Raw genomic sequence first — 14844 nt, 5'->3', positions numbered from 1 at the left:
GACCCCGCCACTCGCCAGGGGCTCGCGGCACCCCGAGTCGCTTTCGCACGGGTCCGCCGCCGCTCCCCGCCATCGCCACGCCACACGCCCGCTATCGTCTCGCATGCGTCCGGTAGCGGTCGGTCCACGGCCGTGCGCAGGCGACTCGGCGTGGCGAGCCCTCAGGGCGAGCCGGGGTCCCTGCTGGAGCCGGAGCATGGGTGTGGACCGACCGCGGTGCAGCGAGGTCGCAGGAGGCGTTGGTGTTCAGTAGTGAGCTCAGGGAGAAGGCAGAGCAGCTGGTCGGGCGGTATCCGGTCGGCCGGTCCGCGCTGCTGCCGTTGCTGCATCTCGTGCAGAGCCAGGACGGCTACCTCTCGGACGACGGCATCGCCGAGTGCGCGGAGCTGCTGGGCCTGACGAAGGCCGAGGTGGCAGGCGTCGCGACGTTCTACACGATGTACAAGCGCGCGCCGCTGGGCCGGCATCTGATCAGCGTGTGCACCAACTTCTCGTGCAAGGTCAGGGGCGCCCAGGACGTGTACGACCGTCTGTCGGCCAAGCTCGGAGTCGGACACAACGGGACCACCGAGGACGGCACCTTCACGCTTGAACACGCCGAGTGCCTGGGCAACTGCGAGGGCGCCCCGGTCGTCACGGTCGACTACTACAACTACGAGTGCATGACCCCGTCCGGGGCGGAGGACCTGCTCGACCGTGTGGCCGACGGCGACGTCCCGCCACCGACGCGCGGGATCAGCTCGCCGGGCATCCGCATGGTCAGCCACCGCCTGGCCGGTCTGGGCCCCCATCCGGACGAGCCTTCCGATCGCGGCCACGCGCTGGGGTTCGCCACGGGGACCGACGGCGGAGCACCGCCGCCCGCGACGTCCGAGGTCGGGCCCCAGGCCGAGGTGCAGGTCGTCACGTCCGAGTTCGCGGGTGAGCGCGAGCAGGAGCGTGCCGAAGCGCAGCGCCAGGTGCGGACGGCCGGTCAGGATCCTGACGAGGTCGAGGCCGAGGGCGGTCCGGACGCACGCGAGTTCCCCACGCGGGACCCCGACGCGGCGACCGGCGAGGGCAGTGGCCCGGCAGCCGATGACGACGCCGGGGAGGACGGGACATGACCGACGACTACGGCGGCAAGCGGCAGGAGCCGATCCGGGTCCTCACGTCGCGCTGGGACGTCGAGGACGCCCACACGCTCGCGGGCTACGAGCGCACGGGCGGGTACAGGACGCTGCGCAGTGTGCTGGACGCCGACCCCGCCCACCTGCGTCAGCAGGTCAAGGACTCGGGGCTGCGTGGCCGCGGCGGCGCAGGGTTCCCGACCGGCGTCAAGTGGGGCTTCATGCCCTTCGACTCGGGCAAGCCGACGTACCTGGTCGTCAACGCCGACGAGGGCGAGCCAGGGACCTTCAAGGACCGCGAGCTGATGGAGCGCGACCCCCATCAGCTGCTCGAGGGCATGGCGATCTCCGGTCGGGCGCTGCAGTCCGAGCGCGGGTTCATCTTCCTGCGCGGCGAGTACCTGTGGCCGGGCATCCGCCTGTCGGAGGCCATCGCCGAGGCCTACGAGGCCGGCTACCTGGGCGCCGGCATCATGGGCAGCGACTTCGACTACGACATCACGCTGCACTACGCCGCGGGCGCCTACATCTGCGGTGAGGAGACCGCGCTGCTGAACGCACTGGAGGGCCGGCGCGGCCAGCCGCGCCTGCGTCCGCCATTCCCGGCCGTGGCCGGCGTGTACGCCGCCCCCACGGCGGTCAACAACGTCGAGACGATCATGAACGTCCCGTGGATCATCGAACGGGGTGTCTCCTGGTACAAGTCGATCGGCACCGAGAAGTCTCCGGGGCCCAAGGTCTACTGCGTGTCCGGAGAGGTGCAGCGGCCGGGCAACTACGAATGGCCGATGGGCACCCCCGCCAAGCAGATCGTCGAGGAGTCGTGCCTCGGCATGCTGCCGGACCGTGAGATGAAGTTCTGGGCGCCGGGCGGGTCGTCGACACCACTGCTGACCGCCGAGCACTACCACGACAACATCACGATGGACTTCGAGTCGATCCAGGCCGCCGGCAGCCTCATGGGCACCACGGCGATGATGATGTACTCGAACAAGACGAGCGTGGTCGACGCGGTGCTCAACTGGACCCGCTTCTATGAGCACGAGAGCTGTGGCAAGTGCACGCCGTGTCGCGAGGGCGTGTTCTGGCTGTCGCAGATCCTGGCGCGCATCCTGGATGGCGACGGGCGTCAGGAGGACATCGACATCCTGACCGACATCACGAAGGGGATCTTCCAGCGCTCCTTCTGCGCGCTCGCCGATGGTGCGTGCAGCCCGATCGACTCGTCGCTGAAGTACTTCCGCGACGAGTACGAGCACCTGGTCGAGCACGGTCGACTGCCCGACCACGTCGAGCCGCACGCCGGCCCGGTGACGGAGAACTCCGGGCACATCCGCCCGAACCACCGTGCCCCGCTGTACGACCCCGAACCGGCGAAGGTCTAGAGCGCCCATGGCAGACGATCAGGTCTCTCTCACGATCGACGGCCAGCAGGTCACAGTGCCCAAGGGCACGCTGGTGATCCGGGCCGCCGAGCAGCTGCGGATCACGATCCCGCGGTTCTGCGACCATCCGCTGCTCGCGCCCGCCGGTGCATGCCGCCAGTGCTTCGTCGACATCGCCCTGGCGCGAGCCCCCGACCAACCCCGGCAGATGACGTCGTGCACGACCGAGGTCGCCGAGGGCATGGTGGTCAACACCCACCTGACCAGTGACGCGGCGCGTGCGTCGCAGGAGGCCCAGCTCGAGTTCCTCCTGATCAACCACCCGCTCGACTGCCCGATGTGCGACAAGGGTGGCGAGTGCCCGCTGCAGGACCAGGCGCTCGCCCACGGCCCGGGGCAGAGCCGGTTCGTCGACCGCAAGCGGCGCTACCTCAAGCCCGTGCCGATCTCGCCACAGATCGGTCTGGACCGCGAGCGTTGCGTGCTCTGCGCGCGCTGCACCCGGTTCTCGTCGGAGATCTCGGGCGATCCGTTCATCGAGCTGTTCGAGCGCGGCGCGCTGGAACAGGTCGCGATCTACGAGGACGAGCCGTACCACAGCTTCTTCTCGGGCAACGTCGTGCAGATCTGCCCCGTCGGCGCCCTGACGGCGACCAGCTACCGGTTCGCGGCACGACCGTTCGACGTGCGCGCCGTCGACAGCGTGTGCAACCAGTGCGCCAGTGGATGCAACCTGCGGGTCGACACGCGTTCCGGACGCATCGAACGGCAGCTGGCGAAGACCAACATGGCCGTCAACGAGATGTGGAACTGCGACAAGGGCCGGTTCGGCTTCGAGTACGTCGCGCACCCCAGCCGCATCGTCGAGCCGGCCGCCCGCGACGAGCTCGGTTCGGTCGTCCAGACCACGTGGACCACGGCGATCCGCACCGTGGCGGACCGGCTGACGGCCGCGCGCGACGCCGGTGGGGTCGGTGTGTTGACGGGCGGCAACCTGACCGACGAGGACGCCTACGCGGTCAGTCGCTTCGCCCGTGACGTGCTGGGCACCGACGACGTCGACTTCCGACGCGTGACGCGCACCGCCGAGGAGCGGCCGGTCCTCGCCGCGGTCGCGGGATCGCCCGGTCCGACCTACGACGAGGTCGAGCGGGCCGGTGTGGTGGTCGTGGCCGGGCTCGACCCCGAGGAGGAGTCACCGATCCTGTACCTGCGGCTGCGGAAGGCCGCCAACAAGGGCGGCATGAAGGTCGTCACGATCGGGCCGACGCTCGGGTCGATCAGCGATCTCGCCTGGCGGTGGATCCGGACCGCTCCCGGCGGCGAGACACGCATCCTGCGGTCGCTGCGGGAGATGGCGAGCGCCAGCGAGCCGGCAGGCGGGGATCGTGATGGCACCGGTGACACGCCGAAGGACGACAGCGATCTCGCCGCCGTGGCCGAGGCGCTGACCGCAGCCGACGATGCCGCGATCGACGGCCCCGGCGTCGTCATCCTCGCCGGTGAGCGGCTCGCGACGACCGCGGGCGGACTGGCCGCGGCCGCCGAACTGGCGTCGGCAGGATCCCGCCGCGGCTTCGCATGGGTGCCGCGCAAGGCCGGCGCACGCGGAGCGGTTGATGCAGGGCTGATGCCGGGCCTGCTGCCAGGTGGCCGGGGGCTCGACAACGCGGGCCCGGTGGCCGATGCGTGGTCGCACGTGCCCGATGCTCCGGGTCGTGACGCCCATCAGATGCTGCGCGCCGCGGCGGACGGGGAGTTGTCTGCGCTGTACCTCATCGGCGTCGACCCGATCCGCGACTTCGAGGATCCGCTGCTTGCCCGACGGGCGCTTGAGACGGTCGACACCGTGATCCTGCAGGACCTGTTGGAGACCGACTCCACCCGTTACGCGGACGTCGTGCTGCCGGCGGCCGCCGCCCAGGAGCGCGTCGGGTCGTTCACCACATGGGAGGGTCGACGACAGGCGTGCGCGCAGGTGGTGCCGCCGCCGCGGCGCTGCATCGAGGACTGGGACATCATCCGCCAGGTCGCGCGCGCGATGGGCTCCGACCTCGGCTGGGAGACGGCGATGGACGTGCGCCGCGAGGCCGCTCCGCTGATGGCCGCCGAACGGTCGGTCGCCGACCGCTTGGCGGAGCTGACCGTCGATCGGGATCCGCCGGAAGGGGACAGCGTGCCGGCGGACGCCGATGATGACCGGCTCACCGTGGAGGCCGTCCCGGCCCTGCTGGGACACGGCGTGATGCTGCGCGGCGCCGATGCGCTCAACGCGACGGCGCGTCCGCCCGAGGCGTGGGTCCATCCCGACGATGCGGAACGCGCTGGTGTGCAGGCCGGCGACACCGTCGAGTTGGTGGGTACCGGCGGGCGCCTGTCGCTGCCGGTGCGCGTCACCGACGCCGTGGCCCGGGGCTGTGTGCGGGTGCCGCGCAACGCGCTGGAGACCCCGCTCGGCATGCTGGTCGATCCCGAGGCCGAGCCGGGTGCCCCCATGCGGGCGCGTCTGGGCGTCGCGGACGGATCCGAGGCCGCCGACACGTCCGAACCCCATCCGGCGGAGGCCTAGGAGGCGTCATGGACCTCGTCGACTTCACGATCACCTCGGCCGTCGTCATCGCCGGCTTCGCGCTGTGGCTGCTGTCGACGGCCGTGTTCATCTGGGGTGAGCGACGCATCGTCGCCAAGATGCAGTCGCGCATCGGCCCGAACAGGCTCGGCCCGTTCGGCATCCTGCAGACCATCGCCGACGGGGCGAAGCTGTTCTTCAAGGAGGACATCCGTCCGGCGGGCATCGACCCGGTCGTCTACTTCATCGCCCCGGCGTCGTCGGCCATCATCGCCATGCTCACGATCGCGGTGATCCCGTTCGGTGGAACGTTCGAGATCGGCCCGGTCCTGGACCTGCCGCTGCTCGATCCCATCGACATCGGCGTCCGTGAGGTGTCGCTGCAGATCTGGGACCCCGAGATCGGCATGCTGTGGATCCTGGCGATGGGCTCCGTCGCCGTCTACGGCGTCACGCTCGGCGGCTGGGCGTCCGGGTCGAAGTACTCGCTGCTCGGTGGCGTCCGGTCGACCGCCCAGATGATCTCGTACGAGCTGGCCATGGGACTCGGGCTGGCCGCGGTGTTCGTGTGGAACGGCACGCTGCAGTCGTCGGCGATCGTCGAGGCGCAGAGCCGCCTGCTCGAGCTGGGTCCCATCAGCCTTCCGACCTGGAACATCCTGCCGCAGCTGCCGGCGTTCGCTTTGTTCTTCATCTCGGCAGTGGCCGAGGCGGAGCGGCCACCGTTCGACCTGCCCGAGGGTGAGGGTGAGCTGGTCGGTGGCTTCAACACCGAGTACTCGGGCGCGAAGTTCGCGATGTTCTTCCTCGCCGAGTTCATGGGTGTCATCACGATGTCGGCGATCACCGTCACGCTGTTCCTCGGCGGTCCCGCGGGCCCGCTGTTCGGTCTCGACGGGACGTTCGCGGGGGCGCTGCTCGGCCTTCTGTACTTCGCGATGAAGGTCTTCGCCTTCATGTTCGTCTTCGTGTGGCTGCGCGGCACGCTGCCCCGGATGAAGTACGACCGCCTCATGGACATGGGATGGAAGGTGCTGCTGCCGATCGGGCTGGTGTGGGTGATGGCCACGGCCGGGATCGTCGTCGCGCAGGAGACCGTCGAGCGGGGCACGGTGCTGCGCGGGGTGGGCCTGGCGGTCGCCGTGCTGCTGGGCATCGTGCTGCTGCTGCCGCTGTTCGAACGGCGTCGGGGAGTCGAGCCGGCTGACGGCGACGTGGAAGGAGACGTCGCTGCGAGCGATGACACCCTGGGTGACCTGCGCCGCGTCATCGATGAGCGCACGCCGGACCGCGTCAGCGTCGAGTCCTGACTGTACTGTGACCTTCCGTTTCGCTACTGAGTCCCGCGGCTGGCGCCGCGCTCCTGACGCCTGAAGGAGCTCCACCATGTTCAACGCACTGCGGAAGGGCTTCGGGCTGACCGGCAAGACGATGTTCCGCCGGCCGGTCACGACCCAGTACCCGGAGGTCAAACGCGAGCCGCAGCCCAGGTTCCATGGCCGTCACATCCTCAACCGCTACGAGGACGGCCTCGAGAAGTGCATCGGCTGTGAGTTGTGCGCCTGGGCGTGCCCGGCCGACGCGATCTACGTCCAGGGCGCCGACAACACGCCCGAAGCCCGCTACTCGCCCGGTGAGCGGTACGGCGCGGACTACCAGATCAACTACCTGCGGTGCATCTTCTGCGGGCTGTGCATCGAGGCGTGCCCGACGCGGTCGCTCACGATGTCGCACGAGTACGAGCTGGCCAGCGACAGCCGCGAGTCGATGATCTTCACCAAGGACATGTTGATGGCGCCGCTGCCGGCGGGCGCGAAGCCGACCCCGCACACCGACGCGGAGGTCGCCGCGCGTGGCCTGACCTACTATCCGGGCCCGGCCGCACAGCGAACGATCGGCGGTCCGCCGGCTCGGGCGTGGCACGATCCTGACGATCCCGCCACGCCGGAGGAGGCCGTCGGACCAGCCACCGTCAAGCTGGGCGGCGGCGAGACCGAGCCACCCACGCACGGGGAGCACTAGATGCACGCACTGCTGGCGCAGACGGCGCCGGCCACCGGGGTGGTCGGCAGCAGCGCCGAGTTCTGGGTCTTCTGCGTGACCGCGGTGCTCGCGATGGGCACGGGCTTCAGCGTCGTGGTGCTGCGCAACGCCGTGCACGCCGCACTCATGCTGGTGGTCAACCTCTTCGCGATCGCGATCCTGTACGCACTGCTGGAGGCCCAGTTCCTGGCGGTCGTGCAGATCATCGTCTATGCGGGCGCCATCATGGTGCTGTTCCTGTTCGTGCTGATGCTGCTGGGCGTCGGAAGCGAGACGCGCTTCAGCACCCGGGTGAGGGGCCAGCGGACCGCCGCAGTGCTGCTGGGCCTCGGGCTGGTGATCCTTCTGGTCGGGGCCGGCGCCGGGCAGTTCATGGGTACCGACGCCATCTGTCCGGCCGACGGCAGCACCGGCACGGTGTGCACCGGACTCGCCGGCGCGAACGTCGATGGCAACGTTGCGGGTGTCGGGCGGCTGCTGTTCACCACGTACATGTGGCCGTTCGAGGTCACGTCGGCGTTGCTCGTGATCGCGGCGCTGGGCGCGATGGTGCTCAAGCGGCGCGCCGACGCGGACGTGACCGATCTGCCGATCGACGACGAGGCGGAGCCGGGTCCCGAACCCGACGATCAGCGTCCACGTGAGCTCGTCGGCGCGGGCGAGGAGGAGCAGGCGTGAGTGCCTCGAGTAGCGACAGCGGTAGGCACACGCCATGAGCGGTGTGCCGATCGGGTGGTACATCGCGCTGTCCGCGGTGCTGTTCACGACGGGTCTGGTCGGCGTGCTCGTGCGCCGCAGCGTCATCGTGATGTTCATGTGCATCGAGCTGATGCTCAACAGCGTGAACCTGGCTCTGATCACGTTCTCGCGCCTGCACGGCAACCTCGACGGGCACGTGCTGTCGTTCTTCGTGATCGTCGTCGCCGCCGCCGAGGTGACGATCGGGTTGGCGCTGATCGTCAACCTGTTCCGGCTGATGGGCTCGACCGACGCCGACGACGCAGATCGTCTGCGGGCATGAGGAGGCACACACGATGACCAGCGTGCTCGCGGCTGCGGGACTCGCCGGGCCGGCACCGGGCGCGCCTGGTGGGACGCTCGGTCTGCTCGCCACCGAGAGCGGGTTCGCCGGCGAGTACGTGACCGCCGCCGCCGGATCACCTGCCGACTTCGCGTGGCTGATCCCGGTGGTGCCGGCCCTGTCCGCCGCGCTCCTGCTGCTGTTCGGCCGCCGCATCGGCAAGGTGTCCGCCGCGATCGCGATCACCGCGGTCGGCTTCAGTGCGACGCTGTCCACCGCTGTGTTCCTGCAGCTCGCCGCAGCCGACGAGGCGGAACGCAGCCTCGTCACGGTGGTGGCCGAGTGGCTGCCCATCGGCGACTTCACCGTCGACTGGGCGCTGCTGGTGGATCCGCTGTCGGCGGTGATGCTGCTGCTCGTGACGTGGGTCGGCCTGCTGATCCACATCTATTCGCTCGGCTACATGCAGGGTGACGACCAGTACACGCGGTTCTTCGCCTACCTCAACCTGTTCGTCGCGTCGATGCTGGTGCTGGTGCTCGGCGAGAGCCTGCTGGTGCTCTTCGTCGGGTGGGAGCTGGTCGGCCTGTCGAGCTACCTGTTGATCGGCTTCTGGTTCACCGAGCTGCCCAACGCCGTCGCGGCCAAGAAGGCGTTCATCGTCAACCGCGTCGGTGACGTCGGGTTCATGATCGCCATGTTCCTGACATTCTCGGCGCTGGGCTCGCTGTCGTTCACCGAGATCCTGCCGCGCGCCGGTGACATCGCCACCGGCACGGCTGTGGCGATCGGTCTGCTGCTGCTGGTCGGCGCGGCGGGCAAGAGCGCCCAGATCCCGCTGTTCGTGTGGCTACCGGACGCCATGGCCGGACCCACACCGGTCAGCGCGCTGATCCACGCCGCGACCATGGTGACCGCGGGCGTCTACCTGGTTGCGCGCATGTCGCCGCTGTACGCGTTCCTCCACGAGGCCGCGACGGTCGACGTCGGCCTGCTGGTCGCGTGGGTCGGCGTGCTGACGGCCCTGCTCGCCGCGCTGATCGCCTGCGCCCAGAACGATCTCAAGAAGATCCTGGCGTACTCGACGATCAGCCAGCTGGGCTACATGTTCATCGGTGTCGGGCTGGGCAGCCAGGCCGCGGGTGTGTTCCACCTGCTGACGCACGGCTTCTTCAAGGCGCTGCTGTTCCTGGCCGCAGGATCGGTCATGCACGCCATGCACGAGGAGAACGACGTCTGGAAGATGGGCGGGCTGCGGCACAAGATGCCGGTGACCTTCGCGACGTCGGCCGTGGGCACGCTCGCGATCGCCGGTCTGCCGTTCTTCGCGGGCTTCTACTCCAAGGAGGAGGTGCTCGCCGCCGCGATCGAGACGCCCGGTGCCGAGCTCATCTGGGTGCTCGGTGCACTGGTGGCAGGTCTGACCGCGTTCTACATGTGCCGCTGGTTCTTCCTGATCTTCCTTGGTGAGTCGCGCGTGCCCGACGGCATCCACCCGCACGAGTCACCGTTGTCGATGACCCTGGTGCTCGGCGTGCTCGGGGTCGCCTCGGTCGGCGGTGCGTTCATCGGCGTCACGCCGGCCAGTTACCTGCGCTTCTGGGAGCTCGAGCACGGGTGGCTGTTCGAGTGGCTCGCGCCCGCCGTGCAGCCGTACGTCGGCGAGGAGGCGTGGTACAGCGAGATCACCGCCGGGTTCGTCGTGCTGGCGGTCGTGGCCGCAGGCATCGCCGCCGCCTACGCGCTGTACATGCGTCCGGTCGACATCGCCGCCGTGCGCGGTCGCATGGGCTGGCTGTACCAGGCGATGCTGCGCAAGTTCTACGTCGACGAGCTCTACGAGCGGACGGTGGCGCATCCGGGCCTGTTGATGTCCGAGGGAATGGCCGAGTTCGACGCCCGCGGCATCGACGGGTTCGTCAACGGACTCGGGCGCGGCACGTACGAGCTCAGCCAGTCCGGCCGTCGGGTGCAGACGGGGTTCGTCCGCAGCTATGCGCTGGCAGTGCTGCTGGGCACGGTACTGGTCTCTGTCCTGTTCCTCGGCGGCTCCCTGCTGAGCCAGTGACATGAGCTCAAGGAGCGAAGCGGTAGGTCGCGTGACATGACCACGAACACCGGCTGGATCGACGCAAGGACGTACCCACGATGATCCTGTTCGCACAGGCGATACCCGAGATCCCGTGGGCGGCACTGTCGCCCGAGCTGGTGCTGTTCGGGGTCGGCATCCTCGTGCTGCTGCTCGAGACGGCGGGCGAGCGTCGCGTGGTCGCGTCGGCAGCGGTCGCCGCGGCGTTGTCGGCCGGTGCGCTGCTGCGCGTGCTGAATGCTGAGGACGGCGCAGTCACCCTCCCCGCGCTGGTGATCCTGGCCGCGGCCGCGCAGCTCGCGCTCACCTATGTGTGGCAGCGGCGGCCGCGTGTGCTGTCGGCCGTGCTGTCCGCCCTCGGGCTGATGGCCACCCTCGGAGTGGTCGCCTGGCAGTGGACCGCCACCAGCGACGCCGGGCTGATCCAGCCGTCGAGCGTGCTGGGCGACATGGTCGCGATCGACGGTGTCGCGTTGTTCACCCGGATCATCGTGTGCTCCGCGGCGCTCGTGTCGATCCCGCTCGGATGGATGTATCTCGAGGACCGTCGCATCCACCGGGCCGAGTACTACCCGCTGCTGCTGATCGCCGCCGTGGGCATGAACCTGCTCGCCGCATCGGCCGACCTGATCATGGTGTTCATCGCGATCGAGGTGCTGTCGCTGGGGCTGTACGTGCTGTCCGGGTTCGCCACGAGGGACCTCACGTCGCAGGAGTCGGCGTTCAAGTACTTCCTGCTGGGTGCGTTCTCGAGTGCGATCCTGCTCTACGGCATCGCGCTGACCTACGGCGTCACCGGCTCGACGAACATCGCCGAGGCGGGCCGCGCGCTGACGTTGAACGGCGGTGACCCGCTGACACTGACGGCCATGGGCCTGCTGCTCGTCGGGTTCGCCTTCAAGACGGCGCTGGTGCCGTTCCACATGTGGACGCCCGACGTGTACCAGGGCGCGCCGACGCCGGTCACCGGGTTCATGGCGGCCGGCACCAAGGCTGCGGCCTTCGCGGCGTTCCTGCGTGTCTTCGTCGGCGCCTTCGGTCCGCTGGAGTGGTCGTGGGTGCCCGCCATCTGGACGCTGGCGGTCATCACGATGCTCGGCGGAGCGATCCTGGCCGTGGTGCAGACCGACGTGAAGCGCATGCTGGGCTACTCGGCCATCGCGCACGCCGGCTACGCCCTGATCGGTCTGCTGAGCGTCAACGCCTCGGGTGTCGGCGGCATGCTGTTCTACCTGCTGGTCTACGCGATGATGAGCGTCGGGGCGTTCGGCGTGCTCAGCATCATTGAACGCCGGCAGCAGCGTTCGGTCGCGATCTCGGACCTGCGTGGACTGTGGCGACGCAACCCCGTGCCCACGATCATGCTCGGGCTGTTCCTGTTCTCGCTCGCAGGCATCCCAGGGACCGCGGGCTTCATGGCCAAGCTGGCGGTGTTCCGGGCCGGGCTCGAGGCAGGTCAGGTCGCGCTGGTGATCGTCGCGGTGGTCTCGAGCGTCATCGCCGCGTTCTTCTACCTGCGCGTCACCGTCGCGATGATCATGGACGACGAGCCCGACGACCTCGTCGACGCCGAGCCTGCGATGCTCACACTGGGCTCCCAGGCGGGCCTCGCACTGACCGCCGCGGCGGTGGTCGCCCTGGGGGTCATACCTGGCATCGTCGTCGACCTCAGCACGACAGCATCGTCACTGGTCCGGTAGGTGTCGCTATCCGCTGACGTCATCGATGATCTCGCCGCACGTGGTGCGGAGCGGGGCATCGATCTGCGCCCCGGCATGCTCGCCGTCGAGGAGCGTCTCGACGCGTTGGTGACCGTCGACCGGCTGCCGTTCCTCGAGACGGCGTCGCGCTACCTCCTCGATGCAGGGGGCAAGCGGTTCCGTCCGATGCTCGTGCTGCTCTGCGGGCTGGCCGGTGGTGCGTCGGTGACCGACGACGCGCTGGTCGACGCCGGCGCGATCGTCGAACTCGTCCACGTGTCGACGCTGTACCACGACGACGTCATGGATGATCCGCCGCTCCGGCGCGGCCAGCCACCCGCCCACCGTCGGTGGTCGGCGACCGTGTCGGTGCTGACCGGCGACTTCCTCCTCGCCCGGGCGTCGGAGCTGTCGGCCGCCCTGGGGGTCGAGGTCACCCGGATCATGTCGCAGACCATCGCGGCGCTGTGCCAGGGTCAGATCCGGGAGGTGCAGGGCACCGCGTCGGCCGCCGATCACGGGATCGCCACCGTCGAACCGACGCGGGAGCACCACCTGGCGACCATCGGCGAGAAGACGGCGTCGCTGATCGCCTCGTCATGCCGCCTCGGTGCACTGCTCAGTGACAAGAGGCCCGAGGTGGTCGAGGGCTTCACGCGTTTCGGCTGGCACCTGGGTATGAGCTTCCAGCTGGCGGACGATCTGCTCGACCTGATCGGTGAGGCGACCGAGTCGGGTAAGGAGCCCGGGACGGATCTGCGTGACGGTGTCCTGACGCTCCCGGTCCTGCTCGCGCTCGAGGCCGACGGACCCGATTCGGAGCTCGCCCGACTGCTGCAGCAACCGGCGGAGGCGGACGTCGCGCGGGCACTCGATCTGCTGTCGCGCCATGTGGCGCTCGACCTGGCCCGCGACGCGGCCCGCGTGGAAGCGGCGATGGCGCAGTCGCACCTGGACGCGCTGGCGCCGTTGCTGGCATACCCGGCGGCACTCGACGGACTGGCGTTCCTGACCGAGTACGCAGCGGACCGCGCGGGCTGACGGTGGGGGACCGGCCGCGCCCCGGCGGTGGCGCCCGCGGCGATCACAGCGTCGAGCCTGGCCCGGGAGAGCCGGATCTCGCCCCGGCCGCGGACGGCGACGATCCCGCTGATGGCGATCGGGACGCCGGCTCGGTGACGGCGGACGAACCGGTTGTGCGCGCGTTGGATGCCCGACGTGCGGGGGCCGTGGACGGCGCCGGCGATGTACCTGCCGACGAGGGTTCCGACGCCGACGCACCCGGACGCGTAAGTCGACGTCTCGTGCTGCGGCGTGCGGGAGTCGTCGCGGCCGCTGCCGGCCTCGCGGCGTGCACCGGCGACGTGGCACCCGTTACAGACGCATCCGCGGCGCCACCGACGCCCAGTGCCACGCCGTCACCGTCCGCGCCCGCGTCGGCGGCCGCGCCGACGCCCACACCGCAGGCCGTCGCGCCGCGCGGGCTGGCACCGGCGATGAACCCCCAGTTCATGGCGGTGCCACCGGTCACGCTGCCCGCGCCGGGCGCCGGCAACGGCATGAACGTCGTGATCGTGATCCTCGACTCGCTGCGACAGGATCACGTCGGCGCGTACGGTGCCCGCGACGTCGAGACGCCCGCTCTCGACGAGTTCGCGCGCACCAGCACGCGGTTCACCCAGGCCCGTCCCGAGGCGATGCCGACGGTGCAGGTCCGTCGCTGCGTGCACACCGGTCAGCGCACGTACCCCACGCGTGACTGGTGGCCGCAGAAGGGCGGGCGCGTGCGGATGCCGGGATGGCAGCGCATCCCCGAGGACCAGGTCACGCTCGCCGAGATCCTGGAGAGCGCCGGCTACTACACGTCGTTCATCACCGACGTCCCGCACCTGTTCCACCCGTCGATGAACTTCCATCGCGGGTTCCAGCACTGGGATCTGATCCGCGGCCAGTACAACGGCATGTTCCGTGGCGGCGCCGCCGCCGAGTTCCGCAACCGTGAGCAGGACCATCAGGCCCCCAAGGTATTCCGCGCTGCGGCGGAGGTGCTGGCCTCGGCCGCACGGCTGCAGCCGTTCCTCATGGTCGTCGACTCGTACGATCCCCACGAGCCCTGGGATCCGCCGACGTCGTACGTGACCCGTTACGGCGACGCCACATTCGATGGCGAGGAGCCGACAAAGGTCAGCTACGGGCCCAGCTCGGTCATGACGGAGGCGGCGCTCGACCGCGTCCGCGTGCTCTACCGTGCCGAGGTGACCATGGCCGATGCCTGGCTCGGCAAGTTCCTCGACGACCTCGATCGCCGCGGCCTGCTGGACAACACTCTGGTCGTGTTCCTGTCAGACCACGGTGTGCTGCTGGGAGAGCACGGCCTGATCGGCAAGCCGGTCGACGATTCGTTGTGGCCCGAGATCACCGACATCCCGCTGCTGATCCGGCACCCCGAGCGACGCGCCGGACGTCGCGACGATCGGATCGTGTCAACGCACGATCTGGTTCCGACGGTGTTGTCGGCGCTCGGCATCGCGCCGCCGATGGCGCTGCCGGGCCTGGATCTGACGCCGGTGCTCGAGGGGAGGCCGAACCGCGTCCGCCGGAGACGTCAGTTGACGATGGGCTACGCGCAGCACGCGCAGATCCGGACCAACCTGTGGGCATTGACCACCAACAGTGACGGCACACGTCGCCGGCTGTACGACCTGCGCGCCGAGGGCTTCGCGCGCGACGTCGCTGCCGCACACCCCGACATCGTCCGCCGCCTGGTGCAACGGATCGAACGTGACGCCGGTGGCCCGCTGCCCGTTCACGACCCGGGCGCCGTCATCGCCCGGCTCGGTGAACGCGGGTAGGCCACGGAAGCCGCGCTGACCCGCGGGTGTGCCGGACGCGCGGGCGCGCCCCGCTGGTGGCGGGTGCGCGTCCACG

General features: G+C 69.7%; 11 protein-coding genes. All 11 read left to right on the top strand.

What is annotated here, in order from left to right; translation table 11 throughout:
- Positions 1-242 precede the first annotated feature (242 nt).
- The 11 genes from VFZ70_07960 to VFZ70_07910 all read left to right on the top strand — a co-directional run bounded on the left by VFZ70_07960 (position 243) and on the right by VFZ70_07910 (position 14768).
- On the top strand, positions 243-1106 hold the full coding sequence (locus VFZ70_07960; GenBank protein HEX6255732.1) for an NAD(P)H-dependent oxidoreductase subunit E: 864 nt from the start codon (positions 243-245) through the stop codon (positions 1104-1106).
- Entirely contained in the window at positions 1103-2494 is a 1392-nt protein-coding gene (gene nuoF, locus VFZ70_07955) for an NADH-quinone oxidoreductase subunit NuoF (protein HEX6255731.1), read from the top strand. Before VFZ70_07960 ends, nuoF begins: the two co-directional genes overlap by 4 nt.
- Positions 2495-2501: 7 nt before the next feature.
- Positions 2502-5063 carry an NADH-quinone oxidoreductase subunit G gene (locus VFZ70_07950; GenBank protein HEX6255730.1) on the top strand — a complete coding sequence of 854 codons (2562 nt, stop codon included), beginning with the start codon at positions 2502-2504 and terminating at the stop codon, positions 5061-5063.
- 8 nt (positions 5064-5071) lie between these two features.
- On the top strand, positions 5072-6373 hold the full coding sequence (locus VFZ70_07945; GenBank protein ID HEX6255729.1) for a complex I subunit 1 family protein: 1302 nt from the start codon (positions 5072-5074) through the stop codon (positions 6371-6373).
- Between the two features lie 76 nt (positions 6374-6449).
- Positions 6450-7085, top strand: a complete 636-nt coding sequence (gene nuoI / locus VFZ70_07940) for an NADH-quinone oxidoreductase subunit NuoI (protein HEX6255728.1) — start codon at positions 6450-6452, stop codon at positions 7083-7085.
- Positions 7086-7784 (top strand): NADH-quinone oxidoreductase subunit J, encoded by a 699-nt coding sequence (locus VFZ70_07935; protein HEX6255727.1) that lies wholly within the window; start codon positions 7086-7088, stop codon positions 7782-7784.
- Between the two features lie 34 nt (positions 7785-7818).
- Complete coding sequence (gene nuoK, locus VFZ70_07930) at positions 7819-8127, top strand: NADH-quinone oxidoreductase subunit NuoK (GenBank protein ID HEX6255726.1); 309 nt, start codon at positions 7819-7821, stop codon at positions 8125-8127.
- 13 nt (positions 8128-8140) lie between these two features.
- Entirely contained in the window at positions 8141-10195 is a 2055-nt protein-coding gene (nuoL, locus tag VFZ70_07925; GenBank protein HEX6255725.1) for an NADH-quinone oxidoreductase subunit L, read from the top strand.
- An 80-nt stretch (positions 10196-10275) separates the two neighbouring features.
- Positions 10276-11916: an NADH-quinone oxidoreductase subunit N gene (locus VFZ70_07920; GenBank protein HEX6255724.1), complete on the top strand. Its 1641-nt coding sequence runs from the start codon at positions 10276-10278 to the stop codon at positions 11914-11916.
- Complete coding sequence (locus tag VFZ70_07915) at positions 11917-12957, top strand: polyprenyl synthetase family protein (protein HEX6255723.1); 1041 nt, start codon at positions 11917-11919, stop codon at positions 12955-12957.
- 455 nt (positions 12958-13412) lie between these two features.
- Positions 13413-14768, top strand: coding sequence for a sulfatase (locus VFZ70_07910; protein ID HEX6255722.1), 1356 nt, complete (start codon positions 13413-13415; stop codon positions 14766-14768).
- Positions 14769-14844 lie beyond the last annotated feature (76 nt).

The sequence above is a fragment of the Euzebyales bacterium genome, assembly GCA_036374135.1.
Classification (GTDB): Bacteria; Actinomycetota; Nitriliruptoria; order Euzebyales; family JAHELV01; genus JAHELV01.
This window is presented reverse-complemented; position numbering and strand designations above follow the sequence as displayed.